Source organism: Pygmaiobacter massiliensis, assembly GCF_900199435.1.
In the GTDB taxonomy this organism is placed as follows: domain Bacteria; phylum Bacillota; class Clostridia; order Oscillospirales; family Ruminococcaceae; genus Pygmaiobacter; species Pygmaiobacter massiliensis.
Window position 1 is genome coordinate 690,924 of sequence record NZ_OAML01000003.1, and the last position, 22,551, is coordinate 713,474.

At 49.9% G+C, this 22,551-nt stretch carries 21 protein-coding genes; 17 read left to right on the forward strand and 4 right to left on the reverse strand.

All coding sequences use genetic code 11. The features are described from left to right. Window positions 1-40 precede the first annotated feature (40 nt). Window positions 41-1,465 carry a glycogen synthase GlgA gene (gene glgA / locus C1A11_RS07790; RefSeq protein ID WP_102049918.1) on the forward strand — a complete coding sequence of 475 codons (1,425 nt, stop codon included), beginning with the start codon at window positions 41-43 and terminating at the stop codon, window positions 1,463-1,465. 76 nt (window positions 1,466-1,541) lie between these two features. On the opposite strand, the gene C1A11_RS07795 is transcribed toward glgA, so the two are convergent. Together C1A11_RS07795 and C1A11_RS07800 are read right to left on the reverse strand one after the other, a co-directional pair. Beyond that, window positions 1,542-3,323, reverse strand: a complete 1,782-nt coding sequence (locus tag C1A11_RS07795) for a M23/M56 family metallopeptidase (protein ID WP_180950286.1) — start codon at window positions 3,321-3,323, stop codon at window positions 1,542-1,544. Beyond that, window positions 3,313-3,699: a BlaI/MecI/CopY family transcriptional regulator gene (locus C1A11_RS07800; RefSeq protein ID WP_102049920.1), complete on the reverse strand. Its 387-nt coding sequence runs from the start codon at window positions 3,697-3,699 to the stop codon at window positions 3,313-3,315. The genes C1A11_RS07795 and C1A11_RS07800 overlap by 11 nt, the downstream gene beginning before the upstream one ends. Before the next feature lie 169 nt (window positions 3,700-3,868). On the opposite strand from C1A11_RS07800, the gene cls reads away from it, so the two are divergent. Beyond that, complete coding sequence (gene cls / locus C1A11_RS07805) at window positions 3,869-5,392, forward strand: cardiolipin synthase (RefSeq protein ID WP_102049921.1); 1,524 nt, start codon at window positions 3,869-3,871, stop codon at window positions 5,390-5,392. A 117-nt stretch (window positions 5,393-5,509) separates the two neighbouring features. Here cls and C1A11_RS07810 read toward each other — a convergent pair whose 3' ends face one another. Continuing rightward, complete coding sequence (locus tag C1A11_RS07810; RefSeq protein ID WP_102049922.1) at window positions 5,510-6,007, reverse strand: GNAT family N-acetyltransferase; 498 nt, start codon at window positions 6,005-6,007, stop codon at window positions 5,510-5,512. A 595-nt stretch (window positions 6,008-6,602) separates the two neighbouring features. Here C1A11_RS07810 and C1A11_RS07815 point away from each other — a divergent pair. Continuing rightward, on the forward strand, window positions 6,603-6,830 hold the full coding sequence (locus tag C1A11_RS07815; protein WP_102049923.1) for a DUF896 domain-containing protein: 228 nt from the start codon (window positions 6,603-6,605) through the stop codon (window positions 6,828-6,830). 196 nt (window positions 6,831-7,026) lie between these two features. Here C1A11_RS07815 and C1A11_RS07820 read toward each other — a convergent pair whose 3' ends face one another. Next, window positions 7,027-7,866, reverse strand: coding sequence for an NYN domain-containing protein (locus C1A11_RS07820; RefSeq protein WP_102049924.1), 840 nt, complete (start codon window positions 7,864-7,866; stop codon window positions 7,027-7,029). 186 nt (window positions 7,867-8,052) lie between these two features. Here C1A11_RS07820 and C1A11_RS07825 point away from each other — a divergent pair, with 186 nt between their 5' ends. The 14 genes from C1A11_RS07825 to C1A11_RS07890 all read left to right on the forward strand — a co-directional run bounded on the left by C1A11_RS07825 (window position 8,053) and on the right by C1A11_RS07890 (window position 22,491). Beyond that, entirely contained in the window at window positions 8,053-9,237 is a 1,185-nt protein-coding gene (locus C1A11_RS07825; protein ID WP_102049925.1) for a cation diffusion facilitator family transporter, read from the forward strand. A gap of 159 nt (window positions 9,238-9,396) precedes the next feature. Next, entirely contained in the window at window positions 9,397-9,774 is a 378-nt protein-coding gene (locus C1A11_RS07830) for a Fur family transcriptional regulator (protein ID WP_102049926.1), read from the forward strand. A gap of 56 nt (window positions 9,775-9,830) precedes the next feature. Continuing rightward, complete coding sequence (gene rbr, locus C1A11_RS07835; RefSeq protein WP_102049927.1) at window positions 9,831-10,373, forward strand: rubrerythrin; 543 nt, start codon at window positions 9,831-9,833, stop codon at window positions 10,371-10,373. 223 nt (window positions 10,374-10,596) lie between these two features. Beyond that, complete coding sequence (locus C1A11_RS07840; protein WP_102049928.1) at window positions 10,597-11,448, forward strand: putative manganese transporter; 852 nt, start codon at window positions 10,597-10,599, stop codon at window positions 11,446-11,448. Window positions 11,449-11,711: 263 nt separating this feature from the next. Further along, window positions 11,712-13,154, forward strand: coding sequence for an NAD(P)/FAD-dependent oxidoreductase (locus C1A11_RS07845; RefSeq protein ID WP_102049929.1), 1,443 nt, complete (start codon window positions 11,712-11,714; stop codon window positions 13,152-13,154). After that, the gene (locus tag C1A11_RS07850) at window positions 13,151-14,422 is read left to right on the forward strand and encodes an NAD(P)/FAD-dependent oxidoreductase (protein WP_102049930.1); all 1,272 of its coding nucleotides are present in this window, start codon (window positions 13,151-13,153) and stop codon (window positions 14,420-14,422) included. Before C1A11_RS07845 ends, C1A11_RS07850 begins: the two co-directional genes overlap by 4 nt. Before the next feature lie 20 nt (window positions 14,423-14,442). Continuing rightward, window positions 14,443-14,790 (forward strand): DUF1667 domain-containing protein, encoded by a 348-nt coding sequence (locus tag C1A11_RS07855; RefSeq protein ID WP_102049931.1) that lies wholly within the window; start codon window positions 14,443-14,445, stop codon window positions 14,788-14,790. A 170-nt stretch (window positions 14,791-14,960) separates the two neighbouring features. After that, window positions 14,961-15,695 carry a DUF4830 domain-containing protein gene (locus tag C1A11_RS07860; RefSeq protein WP_102049932.1) on the forward strand — a complete coding sequence of 245 codons (735 nt, stop codon included), beginning with the start codon at window positions 14,961-14,963 and terminating at the stop codon, window positions 15,693-15,695. Window positions 15,696-15,829: 134 nt separating this feature from the next. Further along, the gene (locus C1A11_RS07865) at window positions 15,830-16,558 is read left to right on the forward strand and encodes a pseudouridine synthase (protein WP_102049933.1); all 729 of its coding nucleotides are present in this window, start codon (window positions 15,830-15,832) and stop codon (window positions 16,556-16,558) included. Window positions 16,559-16,766: 208 nt separating this feature from the next. Further along, window positions 16,767-17,852: a PucR family transcriptional regulator gene (locus tag C1A11_RS07870; protein WP_102049934.1), complete on the forward strand. Its 1,086-nt coding sequence runs from the start codon at window positions 16,767-16,769 to the stop codon at window positions 17,850-17,852. Between the two features lie 272 nt (window positions 17,853-18,124). Next, entirely contained in the window at window positions 18,125-18,832 is a 708-nt protein-coding gene (ftsE, locus tag C1A11_RS07875) for a cell division ATP-binding protein FtsE (RefSeq protein ID WP_102049935.1), read from the forward strand. After that, window positions 18,829-19,752 carry a permease-like cell division protein FtsX gene (ftsX, locus tag C1A11_RS07880; RefSeq protein WP_102049936.1) on the forward strand — a complete coding sequence of 308 codons (924 nt, stop codon included), beginning with the start codon at window positions 18,829-18,831 and terminating at the stop codon, window positions 19,750-19,752. Before ftsE ends, ftsX begins: the two co-directional genes overlap by 4 nt. A gap of 13 nt (window positions 19,753-19,765) precedes the next feature. Continuing rightward, window positions 19,766-20,905 carry a murein hydrolase activator EnvC family protein gene (locus tag C1A11_RS07885; protein ID WP_102049937.1) on the forward strand — a complete coding sequence of 380 codons (1,140 nt, stop codon included), beginning with the start codon at window positions 19,766-19,768 and terminating at the stop codon, window positions 20,903-20,905. A gap of 269 nt (window positions 20,906-21,174) precedes the next feature. Next, the gene (locus C1A11_RS07890) at window positions 21,175-22,491 is read left to right on the forward strand and encodes a S41 family peptidase (RefSeq protein ID WP_102049938.1); all 1,317 of its coding nucleotides are present in this window, start codon (window positions 21,175-21,177) and stop codon (window positions 22,489-22,491) included. Window positions 22,492-22,551 lie beyond the last annotated feature (60 nt).

Genomic DNA, 22,551 nt, shown 5'->3' on the forward strand with positions numbered 1-22,551 from the left:
GGGCGCAGCCACAGACTGCCGCCCGGAAAGGACGCTTTGGATGAATATTTTATATTGTGCAAGCGAAGCGCAGCCATATGCCATGAGCGGTGGACTTGGGGACGTTGCAGGCAGCCTGCCCAAGGCGCTCAATGCGCGCGGTGCCGACTGCCGTGTGGTGCTGCCTCTTTACGACACCATTAAACCAGAACTGCGCGAGCATATGACCTACCTTGCCAACTTCACTGTACCGGTAGGTTGGCGCAACCAGTATTGCGGGGTGTTTACAGCAGAGCATGCCGGTGTTACCTATTACTTTTTAGATAACGAATACTATTTTAAACGCAGCGGTCTGTACGGCTTTTATGATGATGGAGAGCGGTTTGCATTTTTCTCTCGTGCGATTCTTGAAATGTTGCGCCATATCGATTTTGCGCCCGACATTCTGCACAGCAACGATTGGCAAACGGCGCTTGTGCCGGTTTACCTCAACCTGTATTACCGCGCAGAAGAGAAATATAGCAAAATCAAAACCGCATTCACCATTCACAATATCCAGTATCAGGGCAAGTACGGGCTGGAGATGCTGTCAGATATTCTCTCCATCAGCGAAGAGAATGCCCACATTGTTGAGTTTGACCACTGTGTCAACTTTATGAAGGGCGCTATTGAGGCAGCGGATAAGATTACCACTGTTTCCCCCAGCTATGCACTGGAGATTTTAGACCCGTGGTACGCCCACGGCCTCGATAAACTGCTGAGAGAAAAAGCCTATAAAACTTGCGGCATCCTCAATGGCATCGACGTAGATACCTATGACCCCGCCACCGATTCGTACATCGCAGCAAACTATGATGTTACCAATTACAGCGAAGGAAAATCAGCCTGTAAAAAAGCACTGCGCGAGCAGTTTAATTTAGAGCAGAACGATATGCCGGTGCTGGGCATGGTAACCCGCCTTGTCAGCCACAAAGGGCTTGACCTTGTGCGCCATGTAGCAGAATACATTGTGCTTTCCGGCATTCAAATTGTGCTAGTGGGCAACGGCGATTACATGTACGAGAGCTTTTTCAACGAGCTTGCGGCGAAATACCCCGGCAGAGTTGGTGTATATATTGGGTTTAACCCCGAGCTTGCACACCGCGTGTATGCCGGTGCCGATTTCTTTTTGATGCCGTCCAAATCGGAGCCGTGCGGCCTTGCACAAATGGTGGCACTGCGTTATGGCACGGTGCCAATTGTGCGTGAAACCGGCGGCCTGCGGGATTCTATTAAGGATTCCGGCGATGGCATGGGCAATGGTTTCACCTTTAACAGCTACAATGCGCACGATATGCTGGATTCTTGCCTGCGCGCCAAGACCGGTTACGAAAACCCGCAAGGGTGGAAGATTCTTGTTGAGCGTGCGATGAACTGCGATTTCAGTTGGAACACGAGCGCACTCAGCTATATGGGCCTATATGAAGAGATGAAAAATCTCTGGTAAATAAAATAAAACAGACTGCTCTGCTATCAGCGGAACAGTCTGTTTTTGTTTGTAAAAGCTATGAGGAACGGATATGTTATTCTACCGGCTGCAAAAAAGGTTCCGGATCAATAGGCTGGTCGTTTTGCAGTAGTTCAAAATGCAAATGCGGGCCTGTAGAATTGCCGGAGCTGCCAAGCGTGGCAATCTGCTGACCGGCTTGCACGGTGCCGCCTGCTGCTGCAAAAATCGGCGTTCCGGTTTGCCCGCGCAAATCAAGGCCAGCGTGAGCATCAGCGCCGGTGAAGCCACGACTCATTCCTTTTGCGCCTGAGGAGGCCACCGGGTACACCAGCACCTGTGTGTCGGAGGCCTCAGAAGAGTCAATACCGATTAGACCAAGTGCGGCCGAGGTGTCTACCGCGTTGCCATCTTGACGAAGCTCAAAATAGAGCATTGCATTTTTGCCTTTTGCGCTCATTACGGAGCCGAGCACGGAGCCTTGAGAAACGGAGCGCCCCTCAGCGACCTGGATGGTATCGCAGAAAGCGTAAAAAGAAGTAATTCCGCTGCCGTGGTCAATGATAAGATAGTTGCCGTAAACAGCATCGCCAGATACCACCTTTGCTACGGTGCCCGCAGCGGTAGCCACTACCGCTGCTTCTGGTGCAGCACTGTAAAACTCAAGCCCATTATTCTTGACGACAAGAAGCTCGGGCTTATAATCCGGGAGAGGCACCGCCCAGTCAGCGCTCGGCGCAGCAACATTAGAATCGGAGGCATCACCGGTAGCTCGTTCAGCACCTACGGAAGCAGGAGCCAGCGCATCTGCGAGAGAACTGGATTGATTTGCCGGAGTGCAGGCAAAAAATAAAGAAGAAGCTATAACGCTTGCACAAAAAAGTGCAAGCAGCGGTTTCGCTTGCTTTTTGGGCAAACCGCTATACATCGCTTCAAACCGATGGTGCAGTTGCCGGGCATCGCCGGCAAAGCTGGTGGAAAGCCCATGCGGCAACTGCCCGGCTTTTAAGGTGTTGAGCAAAACACGGCCATATTCCTGACAAAAAGCAAGGGACTTGCCATGCAGCATCACTTCATCGCAGGCACATTCGATATCCTCATCTGCCGCCTTTGCCATCCTCCATATCAGAGGGTTAAACCAGCAAAAGGCAGTGGAGAAAACCAGCAGCAGTTTCAATACCAAGTCATGCCGACGTGCGTGGCAGTTTTCGTGCTGCAGTATCAGGCGAAGCTGTTGCTCGGGAATATCATCACTTGGCAAGTAGATGGCTTTTCGGAAAAAGCCTGCCAGCGACGGACTGTGGAATGACGGGCAAGAATAAAGCGGCAACGGTTTGCCGAAAACTTCATCGCGCACAGCAAGCAGGTCAGGGGAGATAATTGTAGCGCGTGTTTTGTGCAACTGGTGCATAAAAAAGCCATAGCTGCCAAAGCGCAGGCACAAAACAAGGAGAGTACGGGCAAGCCAAAGCACCATTAAAACACCAGTGATTTCTGCTAGGCTAAGCAGTGCATGGTTGGATAAAAGTGGGATACCAAAGCGCTGTAACCCTGCGCTAGCTTCCCCAGGGTTTGCTGCAATTTCAGCGATAATACTGTTTTGTGCGACGGTATGCAGGTCTGCGGCGGAGGGGTGCCAGGCGGACAGTACCGGCAGCTGTACGGTAAGTGTGGGGGTAAAACGTGGCAAACGCAGAGGAAAGGGAATTGCACAGCGCAGTGCAAGTATCCACCACGCGGCACGGTAAAACTGCGCAGAAAGTGATATTCTGCTTTTACGCAGAAGCAACAGTAGAAGAATGAGCAAACTAACCCAAGGGGTAAACCCGAAGATTGTTAACGCAAGCTCATACAACACGTTGCTCACCCGCTTTCTCAATCAAAGCGGCAAGCTCCGAGAGATCATCCTCTGAGAGGTTGCTGTCGGTTACGAGAGAAGCTATCATCTGTTTTGCAGAGCTGCGGTAAAAGCGTTTCAGCAAGCCGGTGGTTTCTTGCCGGCGATAGCTTTCTTCAGAAATACGGGCACTATACAGCGTGAATCGCCCTTCGCGGGTACAGTCTACAAAGCCTTTGGCTTCAAGCCGTGCAAGTAAAACTTTAAGGGTAGAGAGCGTCCAGCTCTTGTCGGCACTGATGGCGGCCAAAAGTCGCGCAGTACGTACCGGCTCGCTAAAACGCCACAGGCAAAGCATAACCTCCAGCTCTGATTCCGGCAGGGTGGGGACAGCCATGGGGAAGACCTCCTTTATGTCGACAAATGTCGTTGGAACTATCGTAGCATATTCGTTTACAACTGTCAACGAAAATATTAGTTAGGCCATTATCGTTGCTTTTTTGCAAATCTTGTTTATAATTGTAGAGAAAAGTCTTGTGTTGTGTTTTGCTCAAGGGAGGCCATATATGAAAAAAACACTTAACTCCATTTTAACGCGCACCCTGTTTATCGTGCTGTTTGTCACTTTGCAGGCTGCCACTCTCGTTGCCATGTTTTTGGCATTTCGTAAATATTTTGCGTACTTCTATTTGTTCTGCATTCTGCTTACTGTATTTGCTACGCTTTATATTGTCAGCAGCAATACCAACCCTGCCTACAAAATAGCGTGGATTATCCCCATTATGCTTTTCCCGATTTTTGGTGGGCCGTTCTATTTGATGTTCGGCAAAGTGCGCCCCTCGCGCAAAGAGAGAAAGCTAACCGCAGAAATAGAAGAGCGCTACTACAGTGTGGTTAACCACCGCAAAGATGAGTTTAACAGCTTGCGGGAGGAAAGTAAGGATGCTGCCATCCAGGCCGCTTACATTGAAAAAGCAGCTTCTGCACCGGTATACACCAACACAGAAACTACCTATTTTTCGCTTGGCGAAGAGATGTTTGAGCGGATGCTGCAAGAGCTGGAGAAAGCCGAAAAGTTTATTTTTATGGAGTACTTCATTTTGCAGGAAGGCAAGATGTGGAATACCATTTTAGAGGTGCTTGAGCGTAAGGCAGCGGCTGGCGTAGACGTACGTGTAATGTACGACGATATGGGCTGTCTGTTTACGCTACCGGCAAACTACGCACAGATTCTTGAAAAAAAAGGAATTCACTGCTGCGTATTTAACCGCTTCACCAATATTTTCTCTTCTCGTTTTAATAACCGTGATCACCGTAAGATTTGTGTTATTGACGGCAACATTGGGTTTACCGGCGGCATCAACCTGGCCGATGAATATATTAACGCCATCGAAAAGCATGGCCATTGGAAAGACACCGCCATTATGCTCCGCGGCGATGCGGTATGGAGCCTCACCGTTATGTTTTTGGCACTTTGGGACTATGTTCGCCACGAGCAGGACGAGTTTGACGAATACGCTCCAACAATCTCTGTGGATGCCCCCGGCTACGTGCAGCCGTTCAATGACTCGCCGCTGGACAATGACGCGGTTGGCGAAAATGTTTATATGAATATGATCAGCCGTGCCAAAGAATATGTTTATATCACAACACCTTACCTGATTATAGACAACGAAATGATTACGGCGCTTTCGACCGCAGCCAAAAGCGGCATCGATGTGCGCATTATCACCCCTCACATTGCCGATAAAAAGTTTGTTCACAGCTTGACTCGCTCGCACTATGAGGTGCTGCTAACTGCTGGTGTGCGCATTTACGAATACACCCCGGGCTTTATCCACGCCAAGTCCTTTGTTTCGGATGATGAATATGCCATTGTGGGTACCATTAATCTGGACTTCCGCAGCCTATACCTGCATTATGAATGTGCGGCCTGGATGTATAAGACCCCAGCTGTGGCAGAGATTAAGCAGGATTTTCTCACAACACTGGCACGTTCGCAGGAAGTGCCTGTTGATGATTGCCAGAAGGTAAAAGGGATTCGCCGTTTGGGGCTTAGCATTTTGCGTATTTTCGCACCGCTGATGTAAGCCGCGAATCAAAGAAGTGACACCAAATAACTCGATAAAATAAAAAAGCTCCGGTACCGATTCAGTAGAATGGTTCCGGAGCTTTTCACTTTTAATGCAAATATAATAACAGCACTATCATGGCTGGTTTACAAATGGGTTATGGGGGTGTGCGGTGCAAGTTTTTTCCATCCGGTAATTTATCAGCTGGATGCCGCTACGAATAACAATGTTTTCTTCTATCACGAAATAGCCACGGCTTTCAAAAAAAGGTTTTGCGGTAATGGAAGCATAAGTCACAAAGTGGCAAATCTCCGCAAGCAATGCCTTTTGCTCAAGTGCCGCGAGAATTGCTGTGGCAACGCCTTTATTTTGAAAGTCGCGATGGACGTATAGCCTGTCCAGATATCCGCTATTGTCCATATCTCCAAAGCCTAACACAGTGCCATTTGCTTCGGCGATTACTGTGGTATGTTCTAAAAAGGATTGGTCCCATGCCTCCAAATCCACCTGGCCGGTAGCCCAGACTGCAAGTTGCTGCACTGTGTAGTCTTTTGCATTTACTGTGTGGACAGTCTGATAAAAAAGCTCTGCCAGTGTAAGGCAGTCGTCTGGCTTGTATGCTCTTAGCTTCATTTGTACACCTACAATCAATTTGGAGTGAAGAAAACGAGGCGGAATGCGCCGAGTCCACTCTAAAATAGAAAAGCCGGACAAAACAAAGAAGCCGCCGAAAACGGCGGCCCTTTTGAGAGAAAAAGAGGAAAAGGAGAAAAAGTTATTGTCACTTGCTACGATTGAATTATAACAGAATAGTTACAATTAATTGTTAACAAAGTGTTAACAATTGTAATTATTTTGTAATTAGTTCCAATCTATTTATAAACCACGCTGGTATGCAAGGGTGTGAGGGCTTGCAGCCGCGTGAAGAATAGTTTGTCTGCCGCACCCGGCAAAAAGCGTCCTTCTTGCCGGGGACTGGCAGTAATTTGTTTTGAAGCATATGCTTCTCTTTCGCATCTATATAACAGCATCAACGTCTTGGTGCGGAAGTCCAGGCTAATCTTTCCTGTTTCGCCTCCTTCGTTTATCGTGCTTTTAGTATAGCTTTCAAATGTGAATAAACCTTGATAATTATTTAGCGCATTTGCAACGAATGCGTAAAGGAATTGTGCAAACGTGAAGAATCGTGATATACTACCCTTAAAATAAACAAAAAGGACGGTGCTTTATGACGAGCGAAAAAATCGCACGGATTAATGCTTTGGCGAAAAAGTCCCGCGAAGGGGGGCTTACCGAGCCTGAAAAAGCAGAGCAGGCTGCGCTGCGCCAGGAATATCTTGCGGACATTCGCCGCAATGTGGTAAGCCAGTTGGAAAATACCATTGTAGTGGACGAGCAGGGCAACAAAACCCCGCTGAAAGATGCCGCACGCAAAAAAGAAGAGCCGAAAAGCTAATCGGTGCCTTCTTTTAAAATAGGTATGGGGCCTTTTGTGCATGCACAAAAGGCCCGTATGGTTGCCAAACGCCGGTATACTGCCTTTGTAGCTAAAGGCGAACAAAAACAAAATCAAAGAAAAGCGGCTGCCAGGCATTTTACTAGCAGCCGCTTTTATCATATCTGTTTTTACGCCCTATATAAGGTGGAAGAGATTATTGTTTATTGCGAATTAGCAAATTGCGCCCGCCGCGCTCGAGCTGCTCGTATTTTGTTTCAAACTGGCCCGTTGCATCTACTAATTTGTGCAGCCGCGAATACCCATAGTTGCGGGAGTCGAACTCAGCATAGAGGCGGCTAAGGGTAATGCCGACCTGTGAAAGCAGCATATAGCCATCCTCGTCGCTGTCATATTCGATAATGTTGCGAATCGAAGCCACGATGTCTGAAAGGGGAACGATAGAGCCTTCCAGCTCGTCATCGGTCATTACCTCGGCCGGTTCTGCTTCTTTTTTCTCGCGCGGGTGAGTGGCTTTGGGCCGTTTTTCTTTGGCGATGGGCTTTGCGGGCTGCTTCTTCTCGGATTCTGTGTTGTCGACCGGCGCAGGCTCTTCTTTGCCCATCAACACTTCCAGATATTTAAAGGTATCGCAAGCGGCTTTAAAGGCCATTGGCGTTTTGGTTTCGCCCATGCCAATCACCAACATGCGGCTTTCGCGCAGACGCGCTGCCAGTTTGGTGAAATCGCTGTCAGAAGAAACGATGCAGAAGCCATCTACGTTCTTTGCGTAAAGAATGTCCATCGCGTCAATGATCATAGCACTGTCAGAGGCGTTTTTGCCTTGTGTATAGCTAAACTGCTGAATCGGCGTAAGGTTGTACTCCAGCAGTACCTTTTTCCACGCGCTCATATCCGCGCTTGTCCAATCTCCGTAAATGCGTTTGTAAGCAGGGGTACCATAAATGGCAACCTCTTTGATAATGGCTTTGATATATTTGGGTGAAACATTTTCTGCGTCAATGAGCAGCGCAATAACTTTAGTGGTTTGTTCCATACCATTGGTCCTTTCTGAAAGTGTTTTCAAAGTTTCTAAGGCGCGGGCGCAACCGAGTTTGTAGGGTGGAATGCACTTTTGCACTCTATTGGGGTAATTATATCATAAAAAAACACGAGAAAACAGTTGCAGAGCGCGGCAAGTATGATTATAATGAAAAGAATTATGAGAAAACAGGGTGATCAAATGACAGAGTTATTGGTTCGCACATTTATAAAAACGCCGGCAGAAACTGCCGACCCAAAAGTGCGGCAACAGTATGGTACATTGGCAGGCTTTGTGGGGATTTTTTGCAACCTACTGCTTTGCGCCGGTAAATTTGCGGCAGGCATGTTGTTTGGTAGTGTTGCCATTGCTGCAGATGCTGTGAACAACCTTTCGGATGCTTCGAGCAGTATTGTAACGCTGCTGGGCTTTAAGCTGGCCGCAAAGCCGGCAGACGAAGACCACCCGTTTGGGCATGCTCGCATCGAATATCTTTCCGGGCTTACGGTTGCGGTGATGATTATCGTCATCGGCGTTGAACTTGTTAAAACCAGTGTGGACAAAATCCTGCATCCCGAAGCGGTAACCTTTAGCTTGCTTTCGGTTGCTGTACTAGTGGCCTCCATTTTGCTGAAATGTTGGATGGCGACATTCAATCGCTCCATCGGTAAGCGTATTTGCTCCGCCAGCCTGGAGGCAACTGCCGCGGACAGCCGCAATGACGTAGTAGCGACCGGCGCTGTGTTGATAGCAACCATTGCGGAAAAGCTGACAGGGTTAAAACTCGACGGCTGGATGGGCCTTGCAGTGGCCGCCTTTATTTTATGGAGCGGTATTGGCATTGTAAAAGACACCGTGGACCCGCTGCTGGGCGAAGCGCCGGACGAAGAGCTTGTGCATACGCTGCACCATAAAATCATGAGCTATGAGGGTGTTTTGGGCATGCATGACCTGCTGGTGCACGATTACGGCCCCGGCCGTCGTTTTGCAAGTGCCCATGTAGAGATGAGCGCCGACGCAGATGTTATGGTAAGCCACGACATTATTGATGACATTGAGCGTGCCGTTTTACGAGACACCGGTGTGCAGTTGACACTGCATTTTGACCCTATTAATGTAAACGACACGGAGGTAGCAGACCATCGAGCAATTGTCCTGCAATTGATTAAAGGAATTTCTGCGGAGCTTTCCATCCATGATTTCCGTATGGTAAATGGTCCGCAGCACACCAACCTTATTTTTGATATACTTTGCCCCAGTAATTTTAAAATGGGAGAAGCCGCACTGAAAGAAGAAGTGTTCCGCTGTATCCACGAAAATGACCCGACCCATTTTGCGGTTGTGACCATTGACCACAGCTTTACCCGAGGCAACGACCTGGACTAAAAACAAAACAGCGAAACACCCCGCGCTTTTGGCCGGGGTGTTTTTTTGCAAAAAGGGATAAAATATTATAGTTTAAAAAAATTTTTAGAAAACCCCTTGAATTTTGGAAAAAAGTGGATATAATATTAATTAATAACTCTTATCAATAAGGAGGCTCAGATGGAGAAGCGTAATACCATACAAAAAAAGTTGGTGTTAGAAACTGTCCGAAAGCTGCATAGCCACCCTTCTGCAGAACAGGTGTATGACTTTGTTTCCGCTGAGCACCCTACTATCAGCAAGGCCACGGTCTACCGCAATCTTAACTCTTTGGTAGAAGACGGGCTGTTGCAAAAAATTGCAATGCCTTGTGAGGCGGACCGTTTTGATGACACGGTAGAAGAGCATTACCACCTGCGCTGCCTGGGTTGCAACAAGGTGATGGATTTACCGATGGAGTACCAGCGGGAGCTGAACGAGAAAGCTGCACAAAACAGTGAGTGCACCATTGAAGCACATAACCTGCTTTTTATTGGTTGGTGCAAGCACTGCAAATAATAACGTCTTAAAGGTGAGTGACATCTTTAACATAAAAAATATTGGAGGTATTTATTATGGCAAATTTAAAAGGAACAAAAACCGAAGCAAACTTGATGGCTGCATTTGCAGGTGAGAGCCAGGCTCGCAACAAATATACGTTTTATGCTTCTAAAGCAAAAAGCGAAGGCTACAAAGTAATCTCCGACATTTTCACCGAAACTGCCGGCAACGAGAAAGAGCATGCTGAGCTGTGGTTCAAAGCACTGCACGGCGACGAGATTCCCGATACCGCAACCAACCTGCTGGACGCAGCAAACGGCGAAAACTACGAGTGGACCGACATGTATGCCGGCTTTGCTAAAGACGCAAAGGAAGAGGGCTTTGACCATCTTGCTTACCTGTTTGAAGCAGTTGGCAAAATCGAGAAAGAGCACGAAGAGCGCTATCGTGCACTCTCTAAACTGCTTGCTGAGGGCAAAATCTTTGCTCGCGAAGAGGAGCAGGTTTGGATCTGCACCAACTGCGGACATATCCACATCGGCAAAAATGCACCCAAAAAATGCCCGGTTTGCGCACACCCCGAAAGCTACTTTGAGCTGCGCGTAAAACCCTACTAAGCATTTTAAAAAGCATCGAACTGCTGCACAACAGGTTCTGCGTTTTGCGGTATTTCGCTGCCTCACGGTTAACGTTTGCAAAAGAAAAAAAGCAAAAACATTCAGCGCCCGTTGTAAAACGGGCGCTTTTTGCCGCTTGTAGGGCTGTATTCTATAAAAAACTTGCAATTCGACCAAGTTAGGGTACAATAATACTGTAATTTTTTTAACGGAGGATTCTCTTTTGATTGAGCTTATCCAGGATACTTTAATTGACACAGCAAAAATGCTGCCCTTCTTGTTTGTGGCATGTTTGCTGGTAGAATATGCTGAGCACCGGGCGGACGGCCGTTTGGTGCGGCTGCTCTCGCGCGGCGGCAGCGTAGGGTTTGCAGTCGGTGCCGGCCTTGGGCTGGTGCCACAATGCGGGTTTTCTGCAATGGCGGCAGACCTTTACTCGGGGCATGTGATTTCGCTTGGTACTTTGCTTGCCGTATTTCTTGCCACATCAGATGAAGCGGTGCTCATCTTTCTTTCGAATCCTTCGGCATTGCCGCTTTTGGGTAAGCTGCTCATTATCAAATTCTGTGTCGCTCTCATCGTCGGCTTTGTGGTAGACTACCTGCTGCGCGGCCGTTTGGTGCACAGCGGGCTGATGCGTGAAAAAGAGCCAATCGAATGCCCCTGCACCCATGAGGAAGGCGAGGAGAGCGTCTTCAAAGCAGCTCTGCTGCATACCGCCCAGTTGCTTTTTTGGATTTTGCTGTTCTCGCTGCTGATTCATGCAGGCATGGAATACTTCGGCAGTGATTTGCTCAGCCAGTGGATTACCTCCTCGCAGTTTTGGCAGCCCGCCCTTGCGGCATTGGTGGGTCTGATTCCCAACTGTGCCGCCAGTGTATTGCTGGCCCAGCTTTATCTGGCAGGGTCCATTACCTTTGCTTCGCTTACGGCAGGGCTTTGCAGCGCTGCGGGCATCGGCCTGGTGGTACTGTTTAAAACCAACAAAAGCAAAAAAAAGAGCCTTGCCATTCTTGCAATTCTGTATTTGGCCTCGCTCGCCGCAGGGCTTGTGATTGGACTGCTTGGCTTTTAACTATCTCGCCCAGCAGATAAAATAGGCAAATCAGCAAAATTTATCCAGCTTTTCGGTAGCAAAAAAGGCACGTACACAAAGTGTGAATTTGCCGCTTGCACAGTGGCTTGCTTCGTGCTATAATCAAGCTAAGCTTTACAAGAGAGAAGAGTCAAAGCGAAACGCGCCCCATGTTGGGCCTGTTTCGGTTTGGCTCTTTTTGTTTTTACGGCAATATGCTTTAACAGCGAAATTGGAAGAGGATAGAAAGGAAGGATCACCTTATGGTAGATGTCACTGTCATCGGCTGCGGCGTGATTGGCGCAGCAACAGCGGCTATGCTTGCAAAGTACGACCTTTCGGTTATGGTGCTGGAGGCGCAAAACGATGTTGCCACCGGCACAACCAAGGCAAACAGCGCAATCATTCACGCAGGCTACGACCCCGAACCGGAAACCCAGATGGCCCGGCTGAATGTGGAGGGTAATCGCCTTTGCAAAGAATGGGCAAAACAGCTGGATGTGCCCTGCAAAGAGATTGGCAGCCTGGTGCTGGCTTTTGATGAGGCGGACCTTGCAATGATTAACGAGCTGTACCGCCGGGGTGTTGCCAATGGCGTGCCGGAGCTGAAATTGCTTTCGGCAGAAGAGCTGCTGGCAATGGAGCCGAAGCTTTCGCATGAAGTAAAGGGCGCATTGCTTGCTCCCTCTGCGGCAGTTATCTCCCCATGGGACTTTTGTCTTGCGCTGGCAGAGACCGCAGTGAAAAACGGTGCCCAGTTAAAACGCAGCGCTCCCGTTACCGCAATAGAAAAAATCGAGGGCGGCTACCGGCTGCACACACCACAGGGTGTGGTAGAAAGCCGCATGGTGGTGAATGCTGCCGGTGTATTTGCGGATAAAGTGCACGATATGATTGCGCCGCACGCTTTCACCACTCATCCAAGCCGCGGCGAGTATTACTTAATGGATAAAAGCCAGGGCGCACTGGTCGACCACGTGGTGTTCCAGTGCCCAAATAAAGATGGCAAGGGTGTGCTTGTTTCCCCCACGGTGCACGGTAACCTTATTGTTGGCCCCAATGCCGAGCCGGTTGCAGAGGGCGATGATGTTGCAGTCACCGCAGACGGCCTTGCTTTTGTTCGCCGTCAGGCGGCAAAAAGCGTGCCGGAGATCAACTACCGCGATTCCATCCGCAATTTTGCGGGTGTGCGCGCCGTCACAGACCAGCCTGACTTTGTCATTGCTGAAGCCGAGGGTGCTCCTGGTTTTATTGACCTTGGAGGCATTAAGTCGCCCGGGCTTTCGTCTGCTCCGGCGATTGCGCTGCAGGCGGTCGAGCTGCTTGGAAAAGCAGGACTTACCTTAAAAGAAAAAGAAAATTACGTTTTTGAGCGCCGCGAAACACGTTTTAAAGAACTTTCCAGTGATGAAAAGGCAAAACTTGTGGAAAAAAGCCCTGCTTATGGCAGAGTAATTTGCCGCTGTGAGACCATCACTGAAGGCGAAATTATTGCAGCGCTGCACAGTCCTATTCCGCCGGTATCGGTAGATGGCGTAAAGCGCCGTTGCAATGCAGGCATGGGTCGCTGTCAGGGTGGCTTCTGCGGACCGCGTGTTCAGGAGATTATCGCTCGCGAGCTGGGTGTGCCTCAAACTGAGGTGCTGCAGGACAAAGCAGGCAGCCGGATTTTACTTTGCAAAACGAAAGGAGAGGACGCACAATGACAGAATACCATGAGCTGATAGTCGTAGGCGGCGGCCCCGCAGGGCTTGCAGCAGCCTGCGAAGCGTGGGAAAAAGGCGTGCGGGATATCCTGATCCTCGAGCGTGATAAAGAACTGGGCGGCATTTTAAACCAGTGCATCCACAATGGTTTTGGCCTTACCTATTTTAAAGAAGAGCTGACCGGCCCGGAGTATGCGGGGCGGTTTGTCAAAATGCTTTACTCCACCGATGTGAAGGTGAAAACCGACACAATGGTGCTCAATATTACTCCGGACAAAGAAATCCATGCCGTCAATACTTTTGATGGCTACCTCGTGCTGCGTGCAAAATCCATCATTCTTACCATGGGCTGTCGCGAGCGTACCCGGGGAGCCATTGGGATTCCCGGTGACCGGCCGGCAGGTGTACTGACCGCAGGCGCGGCACAGCGCTACCTCAATATCGAGGGCTACCTTGTCGGTAAGCGCGTCGTTATTCTTGGCTCCGGCGACATCGGGCTGATTATGGCGCGCCGTATGACGCTGGAGGGCGCAAAGGTGCTTGCAGTGGTAGAGCTGATGCCTTACTCTAACGGCCTCAACCGCAATATCGTGCAGTGTCTTGAAGATTTTGATATTCCACTGTATCTTGCTCACACAATCACCGACATTGAAGGCGGAGATGGCCGCGTTTCGAAGGTACGGGTAGCACAGGTAGACGAAAACCGTATGCCGATGCCCGGTACCGAGATGGAGTTTGACTGTGACACCGTTCTGCTTTCAGTGGGGCTGATTCCGGAAAACGAGCTTTCTAAAAATGCAGGGCTTGAGCTGGACCGCCGCACCAACGGCCTGGTGGTGTACGAAAATATGGAAACCTCGGCCGAAGGCATTTTTGCTTGCGGCAATGTGGTGCACGTGCATGATCTGGTTGACTTTGTAACAGCCGAAAGCCAGGCCGCAGGCCGCAGTGCCGCCGCCTACCTTGCAGGCAACCATGCCGCCGGCAAAGCTGACCTTGAGGTGAAAACGGCAGGCCATGTGACCTATACGGTGCCGCAGAAGCTGCGCCTTGCCAATGTTGAGCAGAGTGCAAAACTGTTCTTCCGGGTTAACCAGGTAATGCCAAAGGCAATTGTTACGGTCCGCAGCGGTGAGGAAACGCTCGCGACTTTCCGCCGCGAACATATGGCACCCGGTGAGATGGCGACAGTTACTATCCCACGTGTGCTGCTCGAAAAAGCAAACGGAACGATTACGGTTACTGCCGAGCCGGCAGAAGAAATTTGAGTGCGAAAGGAAGGATAACTATGGCACAGAAAAATATGATTTGTATTACCTGCCCGCGCGGCTGCCACCTTTCTGTCGATACACAAACGGGTGCCGTTACCGGCAACAGCTGCGAAAAGGGTGCCGAGTATGGCAAAAACGAACTGTTTCACCCGATGCGGGTGCTGACGACCACCGTGCGTCTGGAAGGCCAGACCGGCAGCCGACTGCCGGTGAAAACCGCAGGGCCGATTCCCAAAGAGCTGCTTTTTAAAGCAATGGAAGAGGCGAACAGCAGAATTGTGCACAGCCCGGTACACACCGGCGATGTAATTTTAGAAAATATTGCGGGCAGCGGTGTGGCGCTGGTAGCCTGCAAAGAGATGTAACACGCGCAAACATTGCAAAAACAGCAAGAACCGGTGCTTCTTTTGAAGCACCGGTTTGTTTTTGTTTTAAAATTGCCCCTCCGCGCATAGAGTGATACAAACTGTAAGGTTTCGGCGGGCGCGGCAGCCCGCGCGCACCCAATAAAAAATTCTGTGTAGGAGGCCCCGGTATGTTTGTTTTTACCATGAACAAAAACGGACTTAAAAAAGCGGCGGTCGCGCTGGGCTGTGCCGCGCTGATCGTAGTATCAGCGTTCACGGTGACAGGCGCTATGAATCGTGATGCTAAAGAAACGTCTGCAACGCCACAGCAGGCAACGACGGAAAAGAAAAATTACAAAGTGAAAAACACCGACGACATGGTCACATTCCTTTTGTCTTACGGTGTGGAAGCCGACCTTGCTTCTGCAAAGGTGGATAAAGTAAAGGTACCGAAAATTTGGGACGCCAGCTTTACTGCATTTAATGAAGTAATGAAGCAAAGCGGACTCGACCTTTCAAAGTGCAAGGGCAAAACAGTGGAAAAATGGGAGTTCCTTGCTCCGAACCGCAGCGCTGATGGGCAGACTGCTTCTGCAATTTTAATTGTAAAGAGCAAAAAAGTCGTCGGTGGCTACATCATTCAGCGCCCCTCCGGCGAAGTAAGCGCATTGCAGCTTGCGGCCGCACCCGATGCAACCTCGGCACCCACCACCCAGACGATGACCGATGCGGAGGCCGCGCAGCAGACTGCTGAAACTGCGGCAGTGCCGCAGGATACCGCAGCCGTAGAGCTTTCCCCGGATCAGCTCGCGGATATCACGGCAGCAGGCGCCGCAGCGGGGCTCAGTGAAGAGCAAATCGCAGCAGCGGCAGCAGCCATCGAAGCGGCGGCACAGCAGGCCGGCGCCCTGCCTACCGAATAATCGTTCTGTTTTACAGCGCCCCACCGGAGAGACTGCGTGCTCCCGTGGGGCGCTCTTTGCTTTTTGTGTGAAATGTGGTATATCTATAAGGAATGCTTCGGTGATTTGCCGAGAAAAGAGAAATGAGGAACAAAATGGCTACACTTCGCCTGGATAAGCTGGTCGCAGAAGCGGCAGGCGTGCCGCGTACTGAGGCGCGCAAACTAATCTTGAAAGGGCAGGTACAGCTGGACGGTGAAATCTGCCGCGCCATTGACCGGAAAGTTGACCCCACCACAGTGGAACTGTGCTGCGGGGGTGCCGCGCTTTCTCATCAGGCCAATGTGTACCTGATGCTGTACAAGCCAAAAGGCGTGGTTTCTGCCAGCCGTGACGGACGCGACGAAACAGTGGTCGATTTGGTGCAGGGCACTTATCCGCGGCGGGAGCTTTTTCCCGCAGGGCGGCTGGATAAAACCTCTACCGGATTTGTGCTGCTGACCGATGATGGTACTTTTGCTCATCAAATCCTGGCCCCGCGCCGCCATGTGTCCAAAGAGTATTTTGTAGAGCTGGATACCCCGCTGACCCAGCAGATGATAGATGGTTTTGCAGAGGGTGTGACGCTGGCAGATGGAGAAAAGATGATGCCAGCAGGGCTTTTTGCGGTAGAAGGCGAGCCAAACAGTGCCCGTGTAGTGCTCCGCCAGGGAGTATACCACCAGATTAAGCGCATGTTTGGTGTTTTTGATGCCGGCGTAAACGAATTGCACCGCAGTGCAATAGGGGAGGTGCGGCTCGATGAGAGCCTTTTGCCGGGACAATTTCGGGAATTAACTGCCCAGGAAGTGGAAGTTTTGCGGTCTACCACAGCTGGAAAATAAAGGGCATCTTCTCACTTTTTCGCAGAAAATCAACAAAAAATGAAACAATCCAACTCACTTTATCAAAATGCACAGGAAAATGACGGTTATTTTGTAAAATCCTATTGCAAAAGCCGAATTTGTTGTGTAAAATAGATATCGTAAACAAAGCGAATTGGTGAAAATCACAGAGAGCAGCATTGCTGCTTTAGAAGGGGAACGAATCATTATGGCAAATAGAGTTTTTCAAGGCGTAATTTACCAGATGAAAGACGCGATTGACCGTATCATCGGTGTGGTGGACGAAACTGGCGCCATCATTTCTTGCAGTGAACTGAGCAAGATCGGTGAGGTGCGCGATGGTATTGCGACCGACCGTCTTTCTACCGGCGATGTATTCGTGCGGGACGGCTACACTTACCATATGTTCAGCTCCAACCGACGCAACGACTATGCAGTATTTGTAGAAGGTACCGATGACGTAGCGGCACGTTATGCGGCAATTCTTACAATTGCACTGCAAAACATTAAACAATACCATGACGAAAAGTTCGACAAAGCGAACTTCATCAAAAACGTCGTGCTGGATAATATCCTGCCCGGCGACATCTATGCCAAAGCACGCGAGCTGCACTTCTCTACCGAGGTTTCTCGTGTGGTCCTGCTCATCCGTGTAACCAGCGGCACCGATATTTCGTCTTACGACGTTGTTTCGACGCTTTTCCCGGACAAGCAGAAAGATTTTGTTTTCAACATCAGCGAAAACGACACTGTGCTGGTAAAAGAAATCAAGCGCGGCATCGACCCGAAAGATATCTATAAGCTGGCTGCCTCTATTGTGGACACCCTCAATGGCGAGCATTATATTAAAAGTGTCATTGGCATTGGCACCCCCATTGCCAATGTAAAAGACCTTGCCACCAGCTTTAAAGAAGCACAGATTGCTCTGGAAGTTGGTAAAGTGTTTGATACCGAGCAGACCATTATCAGCTATGATAACCTTGGCATTGCCCGTTTGATCTATCAGCTGCCTACCACCCTCTGCGAGATGTTCTTGAAAGAGGTGTTTAAACAGGGCAGCATTGAAAGCCTGGATTCTGAAACTCTGTTCACCATCCAGCGTTTCTTTGAAAATAACCTCAACGTGTCGGAAACCTCACGCGGACTGTTTGTGCACCGCAACACACTGGTTTACCGTCTTGAAAAAATTAAAAAACTCACCGGTCTGGACCTGCGTGAATTTGACGACGCTATCGTCTTTAAAGTTGCGCTCATGGTCAAAAAGTACCTGAACTCCAACCCGGCCAAATACTAATTTTTGCGCCGGTGGAAATCATTTACATTGACAAATGTAGATGAAAAATGGTACATTGTTTGCGGCGACATTTGTCACTGAAAGCCGATGAAAAAAGAAAACCGTCCAGCGGGTAAAACGATACCCTTGTGGGATGGTTTCTTTTTTTAAACGGCGCTGTGCCCATCCGGGGCACCAGGGCAGTTGCTGCAATCAATAGGGCGGCAGCGCATTTGCGCTGTACCGGTGTACCATAACAAGGCGGCACCTGTCCTATTCCAAAGGAGTCACTCATGATCGAATTTAAAAATGTGAAAAAGGTTTATCCGGGCGGCAATGTTGCCCTGCACGATGTAAGCCTTAAAATTGACAAAGGCGAGTTCGTCTTTGTACTCGGCCATTCCGGTGCAGGTAAAAGTACGTTTTTAAAACTGATCCTGCACGAAGAAGAAGCTACTGAGGGCAGTGTTATCGTTAACGATTACGACTTGTCTGCTATTAAAAATCGAGATATTCCGTACATGCGCCGCAGTCTCGGCGTGGTGTTTCAGGACTTCCGCCTGATTCCCACCATGACGGCATACGACAACGTGGCTTTTGCGATGCGGGTTACCAACACCCCTGAAAAAGAAATTCGCAAAAGAGTACCTTATGTGCTTGGTCTGGTTGGCCTTGCAGAAAAGGCGCGCAGCTACCCGCCAGAACTTTCCGGCGGCGAGCAGCAGCGCATCTCGCTGGCACGTGCTCTTGTGCACTCTCCGCCGATTATTATTGCGGACGAGCCCACCGGCAATATTGACCCTGAGCTTTCGGTGGAAATTATGGAGCTTTTGACGGCTATCAACAAGGTCGGCGTTACCGTGGTAGTCGTTACGCATGAGCAGGATCTGGCGGCGCGTTTCCACAAGCGCACCATTTATATTGATAAAGGTCAGGTCATTGCCGATACCCAGGGCGATACGCTGTCATCTCCCTCGCATGCTATGGAGGTGGCAAAATGAATCTTTCCGGACTGAAATATCTTTCTCGTCAAGGTGTACATAACCTTGTTAAAAACCGACTGATGTCGGTAGCGTCGGTGGGCGTGTTGACCGCCTGCCTCGTCATCACCGGTATTGCGGCACTACTTTCTGCCAATGTGGCAAGCTTTGTCGATTACCTCGGTGCTCAAAACAAAGTCATCGTTTACCTGCAGCTGGACGCCACAGAAGAACAGGCACAGGCAGCTTACGCAGAAGTAAAGCAAATTCCTAATATCACAGAAATCAAATACACCTCGAAAGAGGATGCGCTGAATCAGACCAAAGAGTGGATTTCTGGCTATGACAGCGGCGCGTATGCCGGTGTACTGGATGGCTATGAGGGCGAAAACAACCCCTTGTATGCTTCCTTTGCCGTCACCGTGACCGATTTGACCCAAATCAGTACCACTGTGTCACAGCTTTCTAAAGTGACCAGTGTTGATTTTGTCGATTCGCCGAGTGAGCTGGCATCTACGCTGGTTGCCCTCAAACAAACAGTAATGGTTGCGGGCTGGGGCCTTGTTGCGGTACTGGCACTCGTTGCGGTTGTAGTTATCAGCAACACCATCCGTCTCACTGTCTTTGCGCGACGCAAAGAGATTAATATTATGAAGTTTGTTGGCGCAACCAACAGCTTTATCCGAATGCCGTTCTGGATTGAAGGCACTTTGATTGGTGCTATTTCTGCAGTGCTGGCATTTGGCGTGGTAAGTGGTGCGTACGTCTGGGTGCTCAAACTTGCAAGCACAAGCGGTATCAGCTGGCTGCAGAGCATCTACTTCACCTTCCTGCCGTACAATGCGGTTTGGATGTACCTGCTGGGCGGGTTTGTAGGCGCTGGCATCGTATTAGGCGGTATTGGCAGCTGTTTGAGCATTCGCAAGTATCTTAAAGTTTAAGGAGGAGCCCTTGATGAAGAAACGCACCATTCGGTTTATCTGTCTACTTTTGGCACTGCTGATGATCGGCTCGCTTGCTATGCCGTATCTCGCCCGCGCAAACTCTACGTTGGACAAGCTCCAGCAGGAGTTGAACGGCATCCGCGATAACCTCAATAATATCAAAGATGAAACCGAGCGGCAGGAAGCGAATAAAGCTTCGCTGCAGCGCCAGAATAAAATTATTCTAAGCCAGATTGGCGAGCTGGAAAAAGGTATCCAGACTGCGCAGGAAACCCTTGCACAGAAACAGCTGGAGCTAGACCAGAAACGCCGCGATATTCAGGAAACAGACGATTTATTCCAGCAGCGCTTGCGCGCTATGTACGTTATGCACAATTCCGGTGCGCTTTCCACGCTGCTTGGCGTAAACAGCTTTGAAGAGCTGCTTACGGCATCTACCACCCTTTCCCGCATCTCAGTTTCAGATACCGAGCTGCTGAAAAAGCTGGCAGCAGAGCGTGCACAGATGGAGGCTGACGAGCGGTATATCCAGGACCGCATTGCAGAGCTGGAGACTCAGCTCAATCAGCAGGAAAGCAAAAAGAACGAGCTGGCAGCAAACATTCAGGCGGCGAACAGCTCGCTGACCGAACTCGACGCAAAGCAGGAGGCAGAGGAACAGGCCTACGCTGCGAAACTGGCAGAATATAATGCTGCCCGTGCGCAAGCCGAGGCTGAAATGGGCCAAAGCTCCGGTGGTGAGTTTGTCGGCGGCAGTTTTGGCTGGCCGGTACCCGGATTCTATAACATTTCGTCGCCCTATGGCTGGCGTACCCTTTACGGCAAGCCTGACTTCCACACCGGTATTGATATTGCAAAAAGCGGTCAAATCTTTGGTGCGACGGTTGTTTCCAGCTTGCCGGGCACGGTACAGACGGTACGTTACGGCTCTACCGGTTATGGCTATTATGTCATCGTGGACCACGGCGGCGGATATAAAACCCTTTACGGACACCTTTCTGCCATTTATGTCACACCCGGCCAGGCGGTTGCACAGGGTACTCCCGTAGGCGCCGTCGGCAGCACCGGTAACTCCACCGGTCCGCATCTGCACTTCGAAATTCGTGCAGCCGGACAAAAGGTTGACCCGATGCAGTATTTGAAAGGCTAAGTTTGGCAAAAATAAATTGAGCGAAAAAAGTGCCATAAAATTGACACATTCGTTGTGTATGATATATCATAGAAATACACGCAAAGTTTTGCTTAGCGAGATTTCTTAAAACAAAATGAAAAGCAGTGCTTGTACTGCGCAGAACGCCCCGACCAGCGGACGGCAGCCATTGGGCAGCCGTCTGGGATGGCCCGGGGCGAACTGCGTATTCAGACGCTGCCCAGTGTACCCTATTTTGCTGCAATTCCCAGAAAGGAATCGTCAAAACTATGAAGAAAAAAATCTCCGTAAGCATGGTAGTCACTATCGTGCTGCTGGCAATGACTGTCACTTTTTCGGTGACGATGATCGCCTCGATGAAGTTGTTTGACCGCACCGTCAGCGATGTAAAAGAAAAAGAGCTGATGTACAGCAAATTGGCCGAAATCGACCGTACTGCACGCGACAGCTATTACACCACCATCAATGACCAGACTTTGCTGGACATGCTCGGCACCGGTTATATTGCCGGTCTTGGCGACAAAAACAGCAAGTATTACACTGCAAAACAGGTGGTGGCGCTGAACGACACTTACGCCGGTAAGCTGATGGGCATTGGCGCTGATGTCGTCAAAGATCCCAGCGGCTACTTCCGTATTGTTAAAGTGTATCGTGACAGCCCCGCACAGGGCGCTGGCCTTGCCAAAGGCGACATTATTACAAAGCTTGATGAAAAAGACCTGAAAACCCTTTCCACCGATGCGGTAAATGCTCAGTTGAAGGGCGAAGCGGGCACCAGTGTGCGTATCACTTACCTGCGCAATGCAGAAGAAAACCTTGTGGAAGTGCAGCGCAATGTGTTTGATTCTCCCACGGTAGAATATCAGCTGGTTGGCAGCACAGGCTACTTGAAAGTGCTTACTTTCGCTAAAACTACTCCTGCAGAGATGGATACCGCCATCAACCAGATGCTGACGCAAGGCGCCAATGCACTTGTATTTGATGTGCGTGGCAATACCGGCGGCAAGCTGGAATATGCGGCACAGTGCATTGACCAGCTTTGCCCGGCAGGTACCATTGTTTCGGGCGTTTATAAAAATGGCGAGACCAAAGTGCTTTACACCAGCGATGCCACCGAGATTACCGTGCCGATGACCGTAGTGACCAACGGCTCGACTGCGGCTGGCGCGGAATTGTTTGCAGTTTCTCTGCGCGATTTCGGCAAAGCAAAGATTGTCGGCGCAAAAACCGCTGGCAAAGGCACTTTGCAGAACCTGTTTGTTATGAGCGATGGCAGCGGCATTGACCTTACCGTCGCCAAAATGGTTCCCGGCAAAAGCGAAAGCTTTGACGGCATCGGCGTAACGCCCGATTACGAGCGCGCTCTTACCCCCGAGGAGGAGCTGGGTTACTACGACTTTACGATTGAAGACGACCCGCAGCTGCTTCGTGCATTTGAAGTTGCCATTAGCATGGTTCGTGAGAATGCAGCCCCGACTGGAGATGCTTCTTCGGCCCAGTCGCAGGTATCTTCTGCCCCGGCAGAAGGGGTAGAAGAGGCTCCGGCAGAGTCCAATTTGGGGTCTTCCGCAGCATCTGCCGAGTAAATAATAGAAAAAAGAAAAGCCTCTTCATCTTTAAGATGGAGAGGCTTTTTTGTGACAAAA